Origin of the sequence: Kocuria sp. NPDC057446, from assembly GCF_042802875.1 — a bacterium.
In the GTDB taxonomy this organism is placed as follows: Bacteria; Actinomycetota; Actinomycetes; order Actinomycetales; family Micrococcaceae; genus Kocuria.
On the sequence record NZ_JBHVDI010000072.1, the window covers coordinates 1 to 17762 of the forward strand.

At 74.3% G+C, this 17762-nt stretch carries 17 protein-coding genes; 6 read left to right on the forward strand and 11 right to left on the reverse strand.

The features are described from left to right. Window positions 1–22: 22 nt before the first annotated feature. The gene (ald, locus tag ACFU0Y_RS10285) at window positions 23–1117 is read right to left on the reverse strand and encodes an alanine dehydrogenase (protein ID WP_380214397.1); all 1095 of its coding nucleotides are present in this window, start codon (window positions 1115–1117) and stop codon (window positions 23–25) included. A 79-nt stretch (window positions 1118–1196) separates the two neighbouring features. Then, window positions 1197–2198, reverse strand: coding sequence for a D-2-hydroxyacid dehydrogenase (locus tag ACFU0Y_RS10290; protein WP_380214398.1), 1002 nt, complete (start codon window positions 2196–2198; stop codon window positions 1197–1199). A 64-nt stretch (window positions 2199–2262) separates the two neighbouring features. Here ACFU0Y_RS10290 and ACFU0Y_RS10295 point away from each other — a divergent pair, with 64 nt between their 5' ends. From ACFU0Y_RS10295 to ACFU0Y_RS10320, 6 genes are all read left to right on the forward strand, one after another. Continuing rightward, window positions 2263–3534 carry an aspartate aminotransferase family protein gene (locus ACFU0Y_RS10295; protein ID WP_380214399.1) on the forward strand — a complete coding sequence of 424 codons (1272 nt, stop codon included), beginning with the start codon at window positions 2263–2265 and terminating at the stop codon, window positions 3532–3534. A 127-nt stretch (window positions 3535–3661) separates the two neighbouring features. Beyond that, window positions 3662–5125 carry an NAD-dependent succinate-semialdehyde dehydrogenase gene (locus ACFU0Y_RS10300; protein ID WP_380214414.1) on the forward strand — a complete coding sequence of 488 codons (1464 nt, stop codon included), beginning with the start codon at window positions 3662–3664 and terminating at the stop codon, window positions 5123–5125. 4 nt (window positions 5126–5129) lie between these two features. Then, complete coding sequence (locus ACFU0Y_RS10305; RefSeq protein ID WP_380214401.1) at window positions 5130–6344, forward strand: M24 family metallopeptidase; 1215 nt, start codon at window positions 5130–5132, stop codon at window positions 6342–6344. Window positions 6345–6348: 4 nt separating this feature from the next. Then, on the forward strand, window positions 6349–7644 hold the full coding sequence (locus tag ACFU0Y_RS10310) for a PLP-dependent aminotransferase family protein (protein ID WP_380214402.1): 1296 nt from the start codon (window positions 6349–6351) through the stop codon (window positions 7642–7644). 81 nt (window positions 7645–7725) lie between these two features. Further along, a complete protein-coding gene (locus ACFU0Y_RS10315; RefSeq protein ID WP_380214403.1) occupies window positions 7726–8976 on the forward strand; it encodes a phosphatidylserine/phosphatidylglycerophosphate/cardiolipin synthase family protein in 1251 nt (416 codons plus the stop codon). 177 nt (window positions 8977–9153) lie between these two features. Beyond that, the gene (locus ACFU0Y_RS10320) at window positions 9154–9954 is read left to right on the forward strand and encodes a trimeric intracellular cation channel family protein (protein WP_380214404.1); all 801 of its coding nucleotides are present in this window, start codon (window positions 9154–9156) and stop codon (window positions 9952–9954) included. A gap of 57 nt (window positions 9955–10011) precedes the next feature. Here the strand turns inward: ACFU0Y_RS10320 and ACFU0Y_RS10325 are convergent, their stop codons facing one another. From ACFU0Y_RS10325 to ACFU0Y_RS10365, 9 genes are all read right to left on the reverse strand, one after another. After that, the gene (locus tag ACFU0Y_RS10325) at window positions 10012–10674 is read right to left on the reverse strand and encodes a GntR family transcriptional regulator (RefSeq protein ID WP_380214405.1); all 663 of its coding nucleotides are present in this window, start codon (window positions 10672–10674) and stop codon (window positions 10012–10014) included. A 331-nt stretch (window positions 10675–11005) separates the two neighbouring features. Continuing rightward, a complete protein-coding gene (locus tag ACFU0Y_RS10330) occupies window positions 11006–11425 on the reverse strand; it encodes a DUF3151 domain-containing protein (RefSeq protein ID WP_380214406.1) in 420 nt (139 codons plus the stop codon). A 121-nt stretch (window positions 11426–11546) separates the two neighbouring features. Beyond that, complete coding sequence (gene fbaA, locus ACFU0Y_RS10335; protein ID WP_380214407.1) at window positions 11547–12569, reverse strand: class II fructose-bisphosphate aldolase; 1023 nt, start codon at window positions 12567–12569, stop codon at window positions 11547–11549. Between the two features lie 99 nt (window positions 12570–12668). Continuing rightward, a complete protein-coding gene (locus ACFU0Y_RS10340; protein WP_380214408.1) occupies window positions 12669–13313 on the reverse strand; it encodes a TrmH family RNA methyltransferase in 645 nt (214 codons plus the stop codon). Continuing rightward, entirely contained in the window at window positions 13306–13887 is a 582-nt protein-coding gene (pyrE, locus tag ACFU0Y_RS10345; RefSeq protein ID WP_380214409.1) for an orotate phosphoribosyltransferase, read from the reverse strand. Before pyrE ends, ACFU0Y_RS10340 begins: the two co-directional genes overlap by 8 nt. 182 nt (window positions 13888–14069) lie before the next feature. Next, entirely contained in the window at window positions 14070–14828 is a 759-nt protein-coding gene (locus ACFU0Y_RS10350) for an SDR family NAD(P)-dependent oxidoreductase (RefSeq protein ID WP_380214410.1), read from the reverse strand. 62 nt (window positions 14829–14890) lie between these two features. Next, window positions 14891–16099, reverse strand: coding sequence for an acyl-CoA dehydrogenase family protein (locus ACFU0Y_RS10355; protein WP_380214411.1), 1209 nt, complete (start codon window positions 16097–16099; stop codon window positions 14891–14893). A 126-nt stretch (window positions 16100–16225) separates the two neighbouring features. Further along, the gene (locus tag ACFU0Y_RS10360) at window positions 16226–16888 is read right to left on the reverse strand and encodes a sulfate/molybdate ABC transporter ATP-binding protein (protein ID WP_380214412.1); all 663 of its coding nucleotides are present in this window, start codon (window positions 16886–16888) and stop codon (window positions 16226–16228) included. Beyond that, window positions 16885–17691: an ABC transporter permease gene (locus ACFU0Y_RS10365; protein ID WP_380214413.1), complete on the reverse strand. Its 807-nt coding sequence runs from the start codon at window positions 17689–17691 to the stop codon at window positions 16885–16887. The genes ACFU0Y_RS10360 and ACFU0Y_RS10365 overlap by 4 nt, the downstream gene beginning before the upstream one ends. Between the last annotated feature and the right edge of the window lie 71 nt (window positions 17692–17762).

The following is a 17762-nucleotide window of genomic DNA, read 5'->3' on the forward strand; positions in this document are numbered from 1 at the left end:
CCGGCGGGGCGCCCGCCGGGGCTCAGCCCAGCTGCGCCGGCAGGTCCGCGAAGGCCTCCGCCACCCCGGTGTGCCGGATGCTGCCGGCGGCCGTGTTCAGCCCGGCGGCGAACTCCGGGTCGCCGGCCAGGGCCTGCTCCGGGCCGCGGGCCAGGCGCCGCAGATAGGGCATGGTGGCGTTGGCGAGGGCCCGGGTGGCGGTGCGCGGCACCGCGCCGGGCATGTTCGCCACGCAGTAGTGGGTGATGCCGTCCACCTCGAACGTCGGGTCGTCGTAGGTGGTCGGCCGGGAGGTCTCGAAGCACCCGCCCTGGTCGATGGCGACGTCCACGAGCAGGGCGTGGTCGTGCAGCACCCCGAGGTGCTCGCGGCGCACGAGCTTGGGCGCCGCCGCCCCGGGGACCAGCACGGCCCCGATCACCACGTCCGCCCCGGAGATCTCCTCCTCGAGCACGTGCTCGTCGCTCATCAGCACGCGGGCCCGGTGCCCGAGCAGGTCGGTGAGCTCACGGATCCGCGCCCCGTTGGCGTCGAGGACCGTGACGTCGGCCATCAGGCCCGAGGCCATAAGCGCGGCCTGGGTGCCCACGACCCCGCCGCCGACCACCACGACCTTGGCCGCGGCGACGCCGGGGACCCCGCCCATCAGCAGCCCGGGACCGCCGGCGTTGGACTGCAGGTGGTGGGCGGCGGACTGCGCGGCGAGCCGGCCCGCGATCTCGGACATCGGCTGGAGCAGGGGCAGGATCCGGCCGGCGCGCACCGTCTCGAAGGCCACGGCGGTGGTGCCCGCCGCCAGCAGCGCCTCGGTGAGCGGGCGGTCGGCGGCCAGGTGCAGGTAGGCGAAGAGCGTGAGGTCGGGGCGCAGGAACCCGTACTCCTCGGCCACCGGCTCCTTCACCTTGACCAGCAGCTCCGCCCGCTCCCACACGGCGGAGCGGTCGACCACCTCGGCGCCCGCGGCGGTGTAGGCGTCGTCGTCGAATCCGGACCCCTCCCCCGCGCCGGTCTCCACGAACACCTCGTGGCCGTCGCGCACGAGCTGGGTCACCCCGGCGGGCACGAGGCCCACCCGCCGCTCGGCCGGCTTGATCTCTCTGGGAACTGCTACGCGCATGGTCCGCGCTCTCCTCTCGTCGTGGTCCGCCGGCCCGGGATCCGCGGCACCGTCGCCGCGGGGCCCCGTCCGCCGCCCCTCACGGGGAACGGACGTAGCCGGCGTCCTTGTCCACCTGGTTGACCAGCTGCTCCCCGGCCGTCCAGCGCCGGAGGTTGTCCTCGAACTGGGCGGCGAGCTCGTCCCGCCACCCCTCCACGTCCCCGCACATGTGCGCGGACACGTGCACATTGTCCATCGTCCAGAAGGGGTGGCCCGGCGGGAGCGGCTCCGTGTCGAAGACGTCCAGGGTCGCGGCCGCCGGGCGCCCCGACCGGAGCGCCTCGACCAGCGCGTCCTCGTCCACCAGCGCGCCCCGGCCGACGTTCACCAGGTGGGCGTGCGGGGACAGCGCCGCGAGCACCCGGGGGCCCACGATCCCGCGGGTGCGCCCGGTCAGGGGCGCGGCGAGCACCAGGTGGTCGGCCCAACCGGCGTGCTCGGCCAGGTCCGCGGCGGGGACGACGGTCCCGAAGTCGGGGTCCTGCGGCCGGGCGGTGCGCCCGGCGCCGCGGACCTCCATCCCCACGGCTCGCAGGAGGCGGGCCGTGGCGCGGCCGATCCCGCCGGTGCCCACCACGAGGGCCGTGGAGCCCTCGGTGCGGCGCAGCTCGCGGTGCACCCACCGGTGCTCGCGCTGCAGGTCCCGGCTGCGGTGCAGCTGCTTGTCCTGGGCCAGGACCGCCGCGAGGACGAACTCCGCGATGGGCCGGTCGAAGACCCCGTGCGCGTTGGTCAGCCGCACGCCGGAGGCGCGCAGGTCCGGGAACAGCATGGCGTCCACACCGGCCGCCGCGACGTGCACCCAGCGCAGCCCCGCCGCGGCGTCCCACGCGTCCTCGAGGGCGTCCGAGAAGAAGTCCCACAGGAGCAGCACCTCCGCCGGGCGGCGCCCGCCGGTCCCCGCCAGGGCGTCGGCGAGCTCCTCCCGCGTCACCACGGTGACGTCGGCGAGGGCGCGGAGGGCCGTCTCGTTGCCCGGCGGTGGCGTGCCCTCGGCGGTCAGCACGACGACACGGGGCGGCTCGCGCACGGTGCTCATGGGGCCACCCTACGGGGGCGGTCCGATTGTTGACAATCTTCCGGAGCTGTTCCCATGATGAGCCATGACCTCACTGAGTCCGCTCCTGAAGCAGGCGACCCCGGTCGTCGTCGACTCCGCCCGCGGGTGCTGGATCTCCGGCACGGACGGACGGGACTACCTGGACTTCACCACCGGGATCGGGGTGACCAGCACGGGCCACTGCCACCCCCGGGTGGTGGAGGCGGCCCGGGAGCAGGTCGGCCGGGTCATCCACGCCCAGTACACGACCGTGCTGCACCCGCCGCTGCTCGAGCTCACCGGGAAGCTGGGCGAGGTCCTGCCGCCGGGCCTGGACTCCGTGTTCTACGCCAACTCCGGCTCCGAGGCGGTCGAGGCCGCGGTGCGGCTGGCCCGGATGGCCACGGGCCGGCCCAACGTCGTGGTGTTCCAGGGCGGCTTCCACGGCCGCACCGTGGCCGCGGCGACCCTCACCACGGCGGGCACCCGGTTCTCCGCCGGGTTCTCCCCGCTCATGGGCGGGGTGCACATGGCGCCGTTCCCCTACGCCCACCGCTACGGGTGGGACGAGACGACGGCGGTGGACTTCGCCCTGCGGGAGCTGGACTACCTCCTGGTGACCCGGACGGCGCCCCAGGACACCGCGGCCCTCCTCATCGAGCCCGTGCTCGGCGACGGCGGCTACCTGCCCACCCCGCCGGCCTTCCTCGAGGGTCTGCGGGAGCGGGCGGACCGGCACGGGATCCTGCTGCTGCTGGACGAGGTGCAGGCCGGGGTGGGCCGGACCGGGCGGTTCTGGGGCCACCAGTTCGCGGACGTGGTCCCGGACGTGCTGATCACCGCGAAGGGCCTCGCCTCCGGCTTCCCGATCTCGGCGATCGCGGCGCCGACGGCGCTGATGGAGCGGGGCTGGCCCGGCTCGCAGGGCGGGACCTACGGCGGCAACGCCGTGGCCGCCGCGGCGGCCTGCGCCACCCTGGACGTGGTCCGGGACGAGGGCCTCGTGGAGAACGCCCGGGTCCGCGGGGACCAGCTGCGGGCGGGGCTGCGGCCCCTGCGGCGGCGCTATCCGGGGATCAGCGACGTCCGCGGCCGGGGGCTGATGCAGGGCATCGAGTTCGCGCAGGAGGACGGCTCCCCCGACGCGGCCGCCGCGCTGGCCGTGCAGCAGGCCACCACCGGCCACGGGCTGCTCACCCTGACCTGCGGACCGGCCGGCAACGTGGTCCGGCTGATCCCCGCCCTCGTGGTCTCCGAGCAGGAGATCCGCACGGGCCTCGAGCGGTTCGAGGCGGCCCTGGCCGAGGTCCTCGTCGGGTCGGCGGCGAGCGCATGAGCACCGCCGCCCCGTCCCGCACCGCGCCCGGACGCACCGGAGACCGCGCCGCCACCCGCACCCCTCCCGACCGGAAGGACGGCCCGTGACCACCTCCGCCGCCCCCACCACCGCCTCCGACGACGTCCTGCGCCGCTCCCGGGAGGCCGTCGCCGGGGTCAGCACCGGGATCTTCGTCGACGGCCGCTGGGCCGAGGCCGCCTCCGGGCGCCGCTTCGACGTGGTCGACCCCGCCACCGAGGAGGTCGTCGCCACGGTGGCGGACGGCGGCCCCGAGGACGCTGTCCGGGCGATCGAGGCCGCCGGACGGGCCCAGAAGGACTGGGGTCGGACCGCGCCCCGCGAGCGCGGGGAGATCCTGCGCCGTTCCCACGACCTGATCATGGCCCGCCAGGACGAGCTCGCGCTGGTGATGTCCACGGAGATGGGCAAGCCCCTGGCCGAGGCCCGGGGCGAGGTCGCCTACGCCGCGGAGTTCTTCCGCTGGTTCTCCGAGGAGGCCGTTCGGATCGGCGGGGACATGACCGTCTCGGGCGACGGCAGGACCCGCATCCTGGTGTCGAAGGAGCCGGTGGGTCCCTGTGTGCTGGTCACCCCGTGGAACTTCCCGCTGGCCATGGGCACGCGCAAGATCGGCCCGGCCGTCGCGGCCGGCTGCACGATGGTCTTCAAGCCCGCGAACCTCACGCCGCTGTCCTCCCTCGCCCTCGTGGACGTCCTGGTCGAGGCCGGCCTGCCGGCGGGGGTGCTCAACGTGGTGTGCACCTCGAAGGCCTCCTCCGTGGTCGGGCCCTGGATGTCCTCGGGGATCGCCCGCAAGATCTCCTTCACCGGCTCCACCGAGGTGGGGGTCCGGCTGCTCGAGCAGGCCGCCCAGCACGTCATGCGCTCGTCCATGGAGCTGGGCGGCAACGCACCCTTCATCGTGTTCGAGGACGCCGACCTCGACGTGGCGGTCGAGGCCGCCATGACCGCCAAGATGCGCAACATGGGCGAGGCGTGCACCGCGGCCAACCGGCTGTTCGTCCACCGCTCCGTGGCCGAGGAGTTCTCCGTCCGGCTCGCCGAGCGCATGGGCTCCCTCACCGTGGGCCACGGTGTGGCCGATGGCACCCAGGTGGGCGCCCTCGTCGAGGAGAAGGCCCTGGCCAAGGTGGAGGAGCTCGTGGGCGACGCCCTGGCCCGGGGCGCGAGCGTGCTGTGCGGGGGCCGCCGGCCCGAGGGCAGGGGCTGGTTCTACGCCCCCACCGTCCTGTCCGGGGTCAGTCCCGACGCCGAGCTCATGTCCCAGGAGATCTTCGGGCCGGTGGCGCCCGTGGTGCCGTTCGACTCGGAGGAGGAGGTGCTCGGCTGGGCCAACGACACCCCGTGGGGACTCGTGGGCTACCTTTTCACCCGCGATGTGGACCGCAGCTTCCGCGTCAGCGAGGCCCTCGAGGTCGGCATGGTCGGGATCAACACGGGCCTGGTCTCCAATCCGGCGGCACCCTTCGGCGGGGTCAAGGCCTCGGGCCTCGGACGCGAGGGGGGCCGGGTGGGGATCGAGGAGTTCCTCGAGACGAAGTACACGGCGGTGCCCCGTGGCCGATGACACCGTGACCGAGGGACCCGTGGCCGACCCGGACGTCCGTCCCGCGCTGTTCGACGACGACGAGTACGCCGCGCGGCTGCGCGCGGTGCGGGAGAGGATGGCGGAGCAGGGCCTGGACGCGCTGGTCGTGACGGACCCCGCGAACATGTTCTACCTGACGGGCTACGACGCCTGGTCCTTCTACACCCCGCAGCTGCTGTTCGTGCCCGCCGAGGGCGATGTGCTGCTGTTCCTGCGGGAGATGGACGCCCACGGCGCGTTCCGCACCGCTCGGCTGCGCCCCGAGCAGATCGTCGGCTACCCCGAGCGCTACGTGCACCGGCCGCACCTGCACCCCTTCGACTGGGTGGCCTTCGCCCTGCGCCGCCGCGGCCAGGTGGCCCCGGCCGCCCGGGGGTGCGTGGGGCTGGAGATGGACTCCCACTTCTTCTCCCCCAAGGGCTACCGCTCCCTCGTCAACGCGCTCCCGGAGTGGACCCTCGTGGACGCCTTCGACCTCGTGAACTGGGTGCGCGCCGTGAAGTCCCCCGCGGAGATCCGGTACATGCGCACGGCCGCCCGCGTCACGACGGCCGCGATGCAGGCCGCGATCGACACCATCGAGGTCGGGGTCCCGCAGCACCGGGTCGCGGCGCAGATCGCCCGGGCCCAGACCGAGGGGGTCGGCGACGCGTGGGGCGACTTCCCCGCGATGGTGCCGATGCTGCCCACCGGGGCCTCCGCCGACACCCCGCACCTCACGTGGTCGGACCGGGTGCTGCGGGAGGGCGACGCCGTCGTGGTGGAGCTGGCCGGGGTGCACCGGCGCTACCACGTGCCGCTGGCCCGCACGGTCATGCTCGGCCCGCCCACGGCCGAGCTGGGCCTGCTCGAGGAGGCGGTCGCCTCCGGGCTCGAGGCCGTGCTCGACATCACCGCCGCCGGGGTGCCCGTGCGCGAGCTCGCGAGCACCTGGAACTGGGCGCTCGCGGAGTTCGGGCTCGAGAAGCCCAGCCGGCTCGGCTACTCCGTGGGCATCGGCTACCCCCCCGACTGGGGCGAGCGCACCATCAGCATCCGCTCGGAGGACGAGAGCGTGCTCGCCGAGAACATGACGTTCCACCTCATCTGCGGGATGTGGATGACCGGGTACGGCTACGAGGTCTCCGAGTCGATCCGCATCACCGCCACCGGGTCGGAGGCCCTGACCTCCTTCCCCCGTACCCTGCTCAGGAAGTGATCCCATGACGACCACCACCACGCCCCTCACCACCATCGCGAACCTGCCGACCAGGCCCACCGCGGGCGTGAGCGGCGACCCCGCCCGGGGCCTGCTGCCCCTGGCCCGCCGGGCGGACGGGCTCGTGGGGTCGGTCATCGACTCCTCGACGTCCCTGCTCGCCGCCCAGTCCCACGACATCGTCCGCTTCGCGATGGGCGCCCCCGCCGCCGAGATGATCCCCACCGCCGAGTTCCGCCGCATCGCGGCCGAGGTGCTCGACGCCTCGTCCTTCACCTACGGCGCCACCGAGGGCGAGCCGGGCCTCATCGACACCGTGGTGGAGCACCACTCCACCACCCCGGAGCCGACCCGCCCGGAACGCCTCGTCATCACCTCCGGGGGCATGCAGGGACTCGACCTCGCGTTCAAGCTCTTCGTGGACCCGGGGGACCTCGTGGCGGTCGAGTCCCCCACCTACACGAACGGCTCCGGGACGGCCCTGAGCTACGGCGCCGACATCCTGGAGGTCCCGATGGACCGGGACGGCATGGACGTGGACGCGCTCGAGACCCTGGTGGCCGAGGCCGGCAGGACCCCCCGGGCCGTCTACACGATCCCGAACTTCCAGAACCCCTCGGGCACCACCCTGAGCGAGGCGCGCCGGCGGCGCCTGCTGGAGCTCGCGCACCGGTGGGGGGCCATGATCATCGACGACGACCCGTACGGGGGCCTGCGCTTCGCCGGCGAGGACGTCCCCGGGTTCCGGGAGCTCAGCCCGGACGACCCGCTGGTGTTCTCGGTGCGGACCTTCTCCAAGGTCCTCGCCCCGGGCCTGCGCGTCGGGTGGGTGGACGCCGATCCGCGGCTGCGGAAGCTGCTGATCGCCGGCAAGCAGGCCATGGACACGTGCACGAACGTGCCCGCCCAGCACATCGTGGAGCGGTTCGTGCGGCAGGGCGGCTACGACGACCACCTGGCCGGGCTGCGCACGGAGTACCGGCGGCGCAAGCACGCCATGGACGCCTCGATCGCCCGCCACCTGGGCTCCCGGGTGGTCACGACCGACCCCGAGGGCGGCTTCTTCCTGTGGGTGACGCTGCAGGGCGAGGACGCGGCCGTGGCCGCTCCCCGGCTGTTCGAGATCGCGCTGGCCGAGGGCGTCGCCTTCATCCCCGGCCCCTCCCTGTCCCCCTCGGGACGGTTCCAGGACGCCTTCCGGCTGTGCTTCGCGTCCACGAGCCCCGAGCGCACGGAGCTGGGCGTGCGGCGCCTGGCCCGGGCCCTGGGCCTCGCCGGGGCGGAGCTCGGGCACCGGTAGCGCTCTGCCGGACCGGCGCCCCGCCGAGGGCGTCGTGCCGTCCGCGGCACGGCACTCGTGACCCCCGCGTAGGCTTTGCGGATGAGATCCTCTCGCTCCTCGGCTCCCCGTCTGCTCCGCTCCTTGGCCGTCCGCTCCGTCCTGGGCCTGGTCGCCGTGCAGGCGGTGGTGGTGGCGACCCTGGTGGCCACCGACGCGATCGAGCGCCGGAGCCGGATCCGGCGCTCCGGGTTCCCCCGCCCGGGGACGTTCGAGGGCGAGGTGGCCGGCACGGGCACGGCGATCTACACGTACGGCGAGGACCTGTACGAGCAGATGCTCGCCGCCATCGACGGCGCCGAGCACCGGGTGCTGCTGGAGACCTACCTCTGGAAGGACGACGAGGTCGGCCGGGCGGTCCGCGACGCCCTCAACCGCGCCGCCGCCCGCGGCGTCGAGGTGTACGTGGTCTACGACGGATTCGGCAACCTGGTGGTCCCCCGGTCCTTCTACCGCTTCCACCCCGACGTGCACGCCTTCCGCTTCCCCGTGCTGCGCGCTCGTCTGCTGGTCAGCCCGGTACGGGCCACCGGGCTGACCCACCGCAAGCTGCTGGTGGTCGACGACGAGATCGGGTTCGTGGGCGGCTACAACATCGGCTCCCTCTACGCCACGCAGTGGCGGGACACCCACGTGCGGCTCACCGGCCCGGCGACCTTCGAGCTGAGCCACGCCTTCACGGAGGTGTGGAACCACCCGTGGGGACCGGGGCCCCAGCTGCCCTACCGCAACCCCGGGGGCTGGAACTCACGGCTGCGCTCGATGAGCAACACCCCGGCCAACCGGGTCTACCCGATCCGCAGCGTCTACCTGGACGCCGTCCGCCGCGCCCGGCACCACATCCATCTCACCACCGCCTACTTCATCCCCGACCAGCAGATCCTCGACGCGCTGGTCGAGGCCTCCCGCCGCGGCGTGGACGTGCGGGTGATCCTGCCCGAGAACTCCAACCACGTCCTCGCCGACTGGCTCTCCCGGGGGTTCTACACCACGCTGCTCGACGAGCGGATCACGGTGCTGCTCTACCGCGACGCGATGATCCACGCCAAGACGGCGACCATCGACGGGCAGTGGTCGACCGTCGGCACCGCCAACATCGACCGGTTGAGCCTGAGCTTCAACTACGAGACGAACCTGGAGGTCTACGACGAGGACTTCGCGGCCGACATGGAGCGGATCTTCGCGGCGGACAGTGCGAACTGCCGGGAGCTCACCACCGAGGACTGGTCCGGCCGGCACCTCCTGGCGCGGTTCGCCGAGACCGTCCTGGTGCCGCTGCGGCCCTTCCTCTGACCGGCCGGTCCTCAGGCCGGCTGGTCCGTCCCCGGGACGGGCCCGTCGTCCGGACGCCCACGGGCGTCGTGCTCCGTGGCCCCGAGCAGGGCCGGGTCGCACCGGTGAGCGCTCCGGGCGCGAGCGCGGGAGGCGGGTGCTACTCTCGGGCGTCGGTGTGCCCTGGGCGAGGTGGTCGTGGACGTGGTGGCTGTGGAGAACCTGGACCCGAGCATGGCCTTCGACGTCGTCGACCTGCTCGGGGTCCTGACCAACGGTGTCCTGGGCGGCGCGGTGGCGCGCCAGCTGAAGATGGATCCCGTCGGCTTCGCGTTCCTGGCCGTCGTCTCCGCGCTCGGCGGGGGCCTGCTGCGCGACACCCTCCTGCAGGTCGGCTTCCCCGTGGCCCTGACGAACCCCGCGTACCTCATCACGGCGATCGCGGACGCCACCATCGCCTTCTTCCTCCGGCTCCAGGGGAAGTGGACCAACCGCGTGCTGGTCGTGGCCGACGCGCTGGCCCTGGGCTGCTGGGCGGCCACGGGCACGGGCAAGGCCCTCGACGTAGGGCTGGGCTGGCTGCCGGCCGTCATGATCGGGGTGATCACCGCCGTGGGCGGCGGGATGATCCGCGACATCGCGGTGGGGCGCGTGCCGATGATCTTCGGCGGCAACACCCTCTATGCCACGGGCGCGGTGATCGGCAGCGCCGAGATGGCGGTGCTGCACGGCCTGGGCCATCCCAACGCGGGGATGGCCGCGGCGATCCTGACCGCCGCCACGGTCACCGTGGTGGCCCGGCGCCGGGGATGGCGGCTGCCCGGGGCCGGCGAGTGGAACGTGCGCCTGCCCCGGAGGGACTGGCCCCGCCCCACGTGGCGTCCGCGCCGGCCCGGCCGGGGCCGTGACGGAGGTCGGCCGGACGATGGCCGGGGCGGAGGGCGGCCGGACGCCGGCGGCCGGGGCGAGGACCGTGGCGGGGATCCCGGCGCGCCCTGACGGCCCGCCGCCGGGCGCGCACCGGCGCGGCGCACGCGGGACCGTGGCGCCGTCCGGTCAGGCGCCCAGCACCCGCTCGAGGCCGTCCTGCATGTGGGCCCGCAGCAGGGAGTCCGCACGGTCGGCGTCCTCCGCGGCGAGCGCCTCGACGATCTCGACGTGCTCCCGCAGGCGGGCGTCGGCGGACCCGTAGGTCCCCTGCATGCCGGTCAGCGACATCCGGATCTGGGTGAGCAGCGTCCGGTGCATGTTCAGCAGCCGGGGGCTGCCGGCGAGCTCCACGAGCAGCTCGTGGAAGTGCAGGTCCGCCTCGGACATCGCGCGCCCGTTCGGCTCCGGGGCGGCGTCCCGCATCTCGCCCAGCGGCACGGCCAGGGCCTCGGCGGCCCGCGGGCCGGTGCCCGTGGCCACGATCCGGCGCACGGCGGCGCACTCCACGGCCTCCCGGGCGAGGTACATGTCCCGGACCGCGTCCTCGGTCAGCTCCATGACGAACAGGCCGCGGTTGCGGTGGCCCACGAGCAGACCCTCCTGGGTGAGGCGTTGCATGGCCTCGCGCAGGGGTCCGCGGCTCACGTTGAGCTCCCGGGCCAGCTCCTGCTCCACGAGCTGGCTGCCGGGCGGGAAGCGCCCGTCGGCGATGGCCTCGCGCAGGATCCTCGCGATGAGCGCAGGTGTCGACTCCTGGACCACGGGAGGAAGGGCCGACCGGGCTGCCATGCTGCTCTCCATCTCTCGTCCGGCCCGGGGCGGAGCGCCCGGGCCGAGGATCCATCCTAGGGCGAGCCGCGCCCCCGGGCGCAGGGCCGGTCCGCGCCCGGCGGCACCACACCCGCGGCACCGGCCGCGGGCGCCCGCGGCACGCTCTCGTCCCGCACGTCGCGCCGGGGACACCCCGGACGAGACGATTGTCGACAATCAAACTGTAAGCGCTTCGCCGACCCGGTCCAACCCTGCCTGCCGGGCGGGAACGGCGACGGGGCCGACGCCCGCGACCGCGCACGACGAGGGCCCGGGGACGACCGACGTCCCCGGGCCCTGACGACCGTCGTCAGCGCTGCAGCTGCTCCGCGGCGGTCGGGTCGGAGTCGTTGAGGAACTTCTGGATCCGTTCGGCCTCGTCGAACTCGCCGATCGCCGCGGCGGCCCGGCCCAGGGCCGCGAGCGCCCGCAGGAAGCCGCGGTTGGGCTCGTGCGAGAACGGGACGGGGCCGTGGCCCTTCCACCCGTGGCCGCGCAGGGCGTCGAGGCCGCGGTGGTAGCCCACGCGGGCGAAGGCGTAGCCCTCGAGGGTCCGGCCCTCGGCGAGGGCGTCCTCCGCGCACATGGCCCACGCGAGGGAGGCCTTCGGGAAGCGCGCGGCGAGGTCCTGCGCCTCGTCGCCCGCCTCGATGCGCTCCACCAGGCCCGGGTCCTCGGTGAGGTAGGTGGGCTCGGGGCCGCCGAGCAGGTTCTTGCCGGTGAGGCTCATGGGGGACGGGGTCCTTTCGGTGCGCGGGACGGCGGGGTCGTGCGGGACGGGCGCGGGAACGACGGCGGCGCCCCGCTCGGGCGGGGCGCCGCCGTCGTGCTCCGCGGCCGCGGAGGGGCGGCTACTTGACGGAGGTCCCGGCGGAGCCGAGGTTCTGGCAGGCCTCCACCACGCGGGCGGCCATGGACTCCTCGGCCAGGGCCCCCCACACGCGCGGGTCGTACTTCTTCTTGTTGCCGACCTCGCCGTCGATCTTCAGGACGCCGTCGTAGTTGGCGAACATGAACCCGGCGATGGGGCGGGTGAAGGCGTACTGGGTGTCGGTGTCCACGTTCATCTTGACCACGCCGTAGGAGACGGCGTCGGCGATCTCCTGCGCGGAGGAGCCGGAGCCGCCGTGGAAGACGAGGTCGAAGGGACGGTCCTGGCCGAGCTTCTTGCCGACCTCCTCCTGGATCTGCTGCAGCAGCTCCGGGCGCAGCTTGACCCCGCCGGGCTTGTACACGCCGTGCACGTTGCCGAAGGTCAGGGCGGTGAGGTAGCGGCCGTTCTCGCCGGCGCCCAGGGCCTCGACCGTGGCGAGGCCGTCCTCGACGGTGGAGTACAGCTTCTCGTTGATCTCGTTCTCGACGCCGTCCTCCTCGCCGCCGACCGCGCCGATCTCCACCTCGAGGATGATCTTGGCCTTGTTCGTGCGGGCCAGCAGATCCTGGGCGATCTTCAGGTTCTCGTCGAGCTCGATGGCGGAGCCGTCCCACATGTGGGACTGGAAGATCGGGTCCTCGCCGCGGGCCACGGCCTTCTCGGACTCCTCCAGCAGCGGCAGCACGAAGCCCTCGAGCTTGTCCTGCGGGCAGTGGTCGGTGTGCAGGGCGATGTTGACGTCGTAGTTCTTCGCGACCTCGCGGGCGAAGGCGGCCATCGCGAGCGAGCCGGTGACCATGTCCTTGACGGAGGCCCCGGACCAGTAGGCGGCGCCGCCGGTGGAGGCCTGGATGATGCCGTCCGAGCCGGCCTCGGCGAAGCCGCGGATGGCGGCGTTGAGCGTCTGGGAGGAGGTGACGTTGATCGCCGGGTAGGCGAATCCCTTCTCCTTGGCCCGGTCGATCATCTCGGCGTAGACGTCAGGGGTTGCGATGGGCATGCTGGCTCCTTCGGTTCGGGTGTGGCCTGGCTCCCACTCTAGCCAACACGGCGCCGTGGGACGACGGGGCGCGGGCGGGCGGACGCCGCGGGTCGCGCGTCAGGCGACCGGCTGGCCGAAGACGTGCCGCCGGACCCAGGCGTGCATCGCCACCGCGGCCGCGGCGGAGGCGTTGATGGAGCGGGTCGAGCCGAACTGCGCGATGGACAGGGTGGCCCCGGCCGCCGCGTGCATCTCGGGGCTGAGCCCCGGCCCCTCCTGGCCGAGCACCAGCACGCAGCGCTCGGGCAGGTCGTAGGTCTCGAGCCGCTGCGAGTCGGGGAAGTTGTCGATCCCGATCACCGGCAGGCCCTCGGCGGCCGCCCAGGCCGCGAACTCCTCGACGCCCGCGTGGTGGCGCAGGTGCTGGTACCGGTCGGTGACCATCGCTCCCCGGCGGTTCCAGCGCCGCCTGCCGACGATGTGCACCTCCCGGGCGAGGAACGCGTTGGCGGTGCGCACCACGGAGCCGATGTTCAGGTCGTGCTGCCAGTTCTCGACCGCCACGTGGAACCCGTGCCGGCGGGTGTCGAGGTCGGCGACGATCGCGTCCATCGTCCAGTACCGGTAGCCGTCCACGACGTTGCGCCGGTCCCCGTGCTCGAGCAGATCCGGGTCCCACTGCTCGCCCTCGGGCCACGGGCCCTCCCAGGGGCCGACGCCCACCGCGGGCGCCGGGACGCCGGTCCCGTCGGGGTCAGTCAAGCCCGAGCTCGTCCTTCGTGAAGGCGTGCAGGCACGGCACGCCCGCCGTCTCCTCGATGCGCTCCTTCGCGCCGGTCCGCCGGTCCACGATGATCGCCACGGCCACCACGTTGGCGCCGGCCCGCTGCATGGCCTCCACCGCGGTGAGTGCGGACCCGCCGGTCGTGGAGGTGTCCTCCACGACGACGACGTCGCGACCCTCGACCGGGGGGCCCTCGACCTGTCGGCCCATCCCGTAGCTCTTCTGGCCCTTGCGGACCACGAACATGTCCACGGCCCGACCCTGGTCCCCCGCGGTGCGCATGATCGCGTGGCCCACGGGGTCGGCGCCCATGGTCAGCCCGCCGGCGGCGGCGAAGGAGATCCCGGCCTCGTCGAGCATCGCGAGCATCACCTGGCCCACGTAGCGGGACGCCTCGTGGTGCAGGGTCACCCGGCGCAGGTCCACGTAGTAGTCGGCCTCGATGCCGCTGGCCAGGGTGACCTTGCCGCGCACCACGGCGAGGTCGACGATCAGCTGACGGAGGCGTTCACGGGCGGTCGCGAGGTCGACGGGCGAGAAGTCGGTGGTCATGGCCCCAGTCTATGGGCCGCGCGGGCGTGCCCCCGTCTGCCCCTGCAGGCGGGGACTCCCCCCGGCCGCGAGGAGTCACGTCGTGCGCCCCCTCACCGCGAGGGGTCGCCTCCTGCCCGAAAGCAGGCCCCGCTGCGGCAGGACGCGACCCGCCGGGCCGGAGCCGTCCTGACAACGCCTCCTCAGCGCGGAGCCATCCGCAGGGCGCCGTCCATCCGCACGGTGGTGCCGTTGAGGTAGTCGTTGTCGAGGAACGTGGCCACGAGCTGCGCGAACTCCCCGGGGCGGCCGAGCCGGCGCGGGAACGGCACCCCCGCGGCGAGCCCGGCCCGGAACTCCTCGCTCACCGACGCCAGCATGGGCGTCTCGATCACCCCGGGGGCGATGGTGTTCACCCGGATGCCGGCGCCCGCGAGGTCCCGGGCCGCGGTGAGGCCCAGGCTGTGCACCCCGCCCTTGGACGCCGCGTAGGCCGCCTGCCCCACCTGCCCCTCGAAGGCGGCGACGGAGGCCGTGTTGACGACCAGCCCGCGCTGCCCGTCGTCGTCGACGGGGTCGGTGGCCGCGATCCGCTCCGCGGCGAGCGCGAGGACCGTGAAGGTGCCGAGGAGGTTGACGCGCAGCACGGTCTCGAACAGGTCGAGGTCGTGCACGCCCTTCCGGCCCAGCACCCGGGCGGACGGGCCGATGCCGGCGCAGTTGACCACGGTGCGCAGGGGCCCGGCCCCGGCGGCGGCCGCCACGGCCTCGCGCACCTGCTCCCGGTCGGTGACGTCGGCGGGCGCGTGGCTGACGCCGGGGACGTCGGGGGCCTGCTCGAGCGCCGCCGGGAGGTCGACGGCGAAGACCCGCACGCCGCGCCCGGCGAGCATCGCGGCGGTGGCCGCGCCGAGGCCGGAGGCGGCGCCGGTGACGAGGGCGGAGGTGTCGGTGACGTCCATGCGGGGTCCTTTCGGGAGAGGAACTCGGGATCGGGGGCGCGCCGGAGGGGTGCGGGCCCGGATCAGACGAACGCGGAGACGCCCGTGACGGCGCGGCCCACGATGAGGGCGTTGATCTCGTAGGTGCCCTCGTAGGTGTAGAGGATCTCGACGTCGTTGAAGAGCTTCGCCATCTCGTGGTCGGTCACCACGCCGTTGCCGCCGAGCAGGCTCCGGCCCAGGGCCGCGGACTCCCGGGCCAGGGACGTGGTGGTGGCCTTGGCCAGGGCGGCGTGCGGCATGTCGAAGCCCCCGTCCTCCTGGAGCCGGGCGATCTGGGCCATGAGCCCCAGGGCCGCCGTGGCGTTGCCGAGGATCCGGGACAGCGGCTCCTGGACGAGCTGGAACTTCGCGAGCGGGCGGCCGAACTGCCGCCGGGCCAGGGCGTAGTCGCGGGCGACGTCGAAGATCGCGAGCTGGACCCCGGCGCCCTGCCAGCCCACCCAGGCGCGGGAGTTGCGCAGCATCTCGTTGGCGGCCGTGAAGCTCCGCGCCCCGGGCAGGGCGTTGCCGGCGGGGATCCGGACCTCGTCCAGGACGATGTCGGCGTTCTGCATGATGCGCAGGCCGATCTTGTGCTCGATCTTCGTGGCCGTCCAGCCCGGCCGGTCGGTCTCCACGAGGAAGCCCTTGACCTGTCCGTCGGCGGTGTCCCGGGCCCAGACGATCGCGACGTCGGCGATCGTGCCGGCGCCGATCCAGCGCTTGGTCCCGCTGAGCACCCACTCGGCGCCGTCCCGGGTGGCGGTGGTGGCCAGGCCGCCGGCGATGTCGGAGCCGTGCTCGGGCTCGGTGAGGGCGAAGGCGCCGAGGGCCCGGAACCGGCGCAGCTCCGGCAGCCAGCGGGACTTCTGCTCCGCGGAGCCCAGGGCGTCGATCAGGTCGACGATGAGCTCGTTGTGGATCCCGACCAGGGCGGACAGCGACACGTCCGCCCGGGCGACCTCGGCGTAGGCCAGACCCCGGAACAGCCGGCTCGCACCGGAGAGCTCGAGCTCCCCCAGCCCGTGCGCGGCCAGGCCCGGGAGCAGGTGGGACGGGAACTCCTCGCGGTTCCAGTACGGGGTCACCACGGGGCGGACCTCCGCCTGGAGGAACGCGTGCAGGTCGGCCAGCCGCGCGCGCTCGTCCGGCGGCAGGAGGGAGGCGAAGCAGAAGAGGTCGGCGTCCGGGAAGGGGATGCCGGGGCGGCGCTCCACGGACGGGGATTCTCCGGGCAGGACGGGAGTCATGGGTGGTCCTCTCGTCGGCCCGACACGACGGGGTGGGTCGTGTGAGCCGGGTCATACGACGTCGGTGGTGGGACCGATGGTACTGCGCGGACCCGGGCGCCGGGCGGGAGCGGCCCGGCGCGGCGGTCAGCCCGCCACCACGCGGCCGTGCTCGAGCACCACGACGTGCCCGGCCAGGGCGGCGGCGTCCCCGGGGTCGTGACTGATGACCAGGGCCGTCCGCCCCGCCAGCACCCGGGCGAGCAGCTCGTGGACGACCGGCACCGTGGCGGCGTCCAGCGCGGAGAACGGCTCGTCCAGCAGCAGCAGCTGCGGCTCGGCCGCCAGGGCCCGGGCGATCGCCACGCGCTGCGCCTGGCCGCCGGAGAGCCGGCCCGGCCGGCGCTCGGCGAACTGCTCGGCGCCCACCTCGGCGAGCCACTGCCGGGCGACGGTCCGCGCGCGGCCGCGGCCGAGCCCGCGGCTGCGCGGTCCGAAGGCCACGTTCTCGAGCACGCTCAGGTGCGGGAACAGCAGGGGCTCCTGCGCCATGAGCGCGATGCCGCGCTCGTGCGGGGGCAGCCAGCGACCGCGCCCGGTGTCGTCGAGGTCGAAGAGCACGGACCCGTCGAGGGTGCACCGGCCGGAGTCCGGCACGAGCAGCCCGGCGAGGACGGCGAAGAGGGTGGACTTCCCGGCACCGTTGTGGCCGGTCACCGCCGTGGTCTCCCCCGCCGGGACGGTCAGCGAGAGGTCCACGTCCCGGGCTGCCAGCCGGGCGGTCACGGCCAGCCCCTCCGGAGCGGTCACCGCCGTCCCGCCGTCCGGCGCGCCGGGGCCGTGAGGCCCACGACGAGCACCGCCACGACCACGAGCACGAGCGAGAGGGCGACGGCGGCGTCCGGGTCCGTCTCCCGCAGCAGGTAGATCTCCAGGGGAAGGGTGCGGGTGGTCCCCTGCAGGCTGCCCGCGAAGGTCAGGGTGGCCCCGAACTCGCCCAGGCATCGGGCGAAGGAGAGCACGGCGCCGGAGGCCAGCCCCGGCAGCACCAGGGGAAGGGTGACGCGGCGGAGCACGGTGGTGGGCCGGGCGCCGAGCGTGGCCGCCACCTCCTCGTAGCCCGTCGCCGCGCTGCGCAGCGCCCCCTCGAGGCTGACCACGAGGAACGGCAGCGCCACGAACGTCTGGGCGAGCACCACGGCCACGGTGGTGAAGGCGATGCTGATCCCGGCCAGCTCGAGGTGACGCCCGACGAGCCCGTGGCGCCCGAAGGTGTGGAGCAGGGCGATCCCGCCGACCACGGGCGGCAGCACCAGCGGCAGCAGCACCAGGGCCCGCAGCAGCCGCGCGCCGGGCAGCCGCGCCCGGGCCAGCACCAGGGCCATGGGGGTGCCCAGCAGCACGCACAGCGCGGTGGAGGCGGCCGCGGTGCGCAGGCTCAGCCACAGCGCGGCGCGGGAGGACTCCGAGCCGACCAGGCCGAGGAAACCGCCCGCGTCCACCCGGGCGAGCATCCCGAGGACCGGCAGGACCACCACGAGGGCGCCCAGGGCCGCGGGGACCCACACCCAGCCGGGCACGGTGCTGAAGCCGCGGGGGCGACGCCGGGTCACGGCGTCCCGAAGCCCGCCGCGGCCAGGACCTCCCGGCCGCGCTCGCCGGCGACGAGCGCGGCGAACTGCCG

What these genes read in the sequence shown, in the direction of transcription:
- ACFU0Y_RS10315 (WP_380214403.1), top strand. Translation starts at nt 7,726, where the DNA reads ATGAGATCCTCTCGCTCCTCGGCTCCCCGTCTGCTCCGCTCCTTGGCC.
- fbaA (WP_380214407.1), bottom strand. Translation starts at nt 12,569, where the DNA reads ATGCCCATCGCAACCCCTGACGTCTACGCCGAGATGATCGACCGGGCC.
- ald (WP_380214397.1), bottom strand. Translation starts at nt 1,117, where the DNA reads ATGCGCGTAGCAGTTCCCAGAGAGATCAAGCCGGCCGAGCGGCGGGTG.
- ACFU0Y_RS10290 (WP_380214398.1), bottom strand. Translation starts at nt 2,198, where the DNA reads ATGAGCACCGTGCGCGAGCCGCCCCGTGTCGTCGTGCTGACCGCCGAG.
- ACFU0Y_RS10295 (WP_380214399.1), top strand. Translation starts at nt 2,263, where the DNA reads ATGACCTCACTGAGTCCGCTCCTGAAGCAGGCGACCCCGGTCGTCGTC.
- ACFU0Y_RS10355 (WP_380214411.1), bottom strand. Translation starts at nt 16,099, where the DNA reads ATGACTCCCGTCCTGCCCGGAGAATCCCCGTCCGTGGAGCGCCGCCCC.
- ACFU0Y_RS10330 (WP_380214406.1), bottom strand. Translation starts at nt 11,425, where the DNA reads ATGAGCCTCACCGGCAAGAACCTGCTCGGCGGCCCCGAGCCCACCTAC.
- ACFU0Y_RS10350 (WP_380214410.1), bottom strand. Translation starts at nt 14,828, where the DNA reads ATGGACGTCACCGACACCTCCGCCCTCGTCACCGGCGCCGCCTCCGGC.
- pyrE (WP_380214409.1), bottom strand. Translation starts at nt 13,887, where the DNA reads ATGACCACCGACTTCTCGCCCGTCGACCTCGCGACCGCCCGTGAACGC.
- ACFU0Y_RS10310 (WP_380214402.1), top strand. Translation starts at nt 6,349, where the DNA reads ATGACGACCACCACCACGCCCCTCACCACCATCGCGAACCTGCCGACC.
- ACFU0Y_RS10325 (WP_380214405.1), bottom strand. Translation starts at nt 10,674, where the DNA reads ATGGCAGCCCGGTCGGCCCTTCCTCCCGTGGTCCAGGAGTCGACACCT.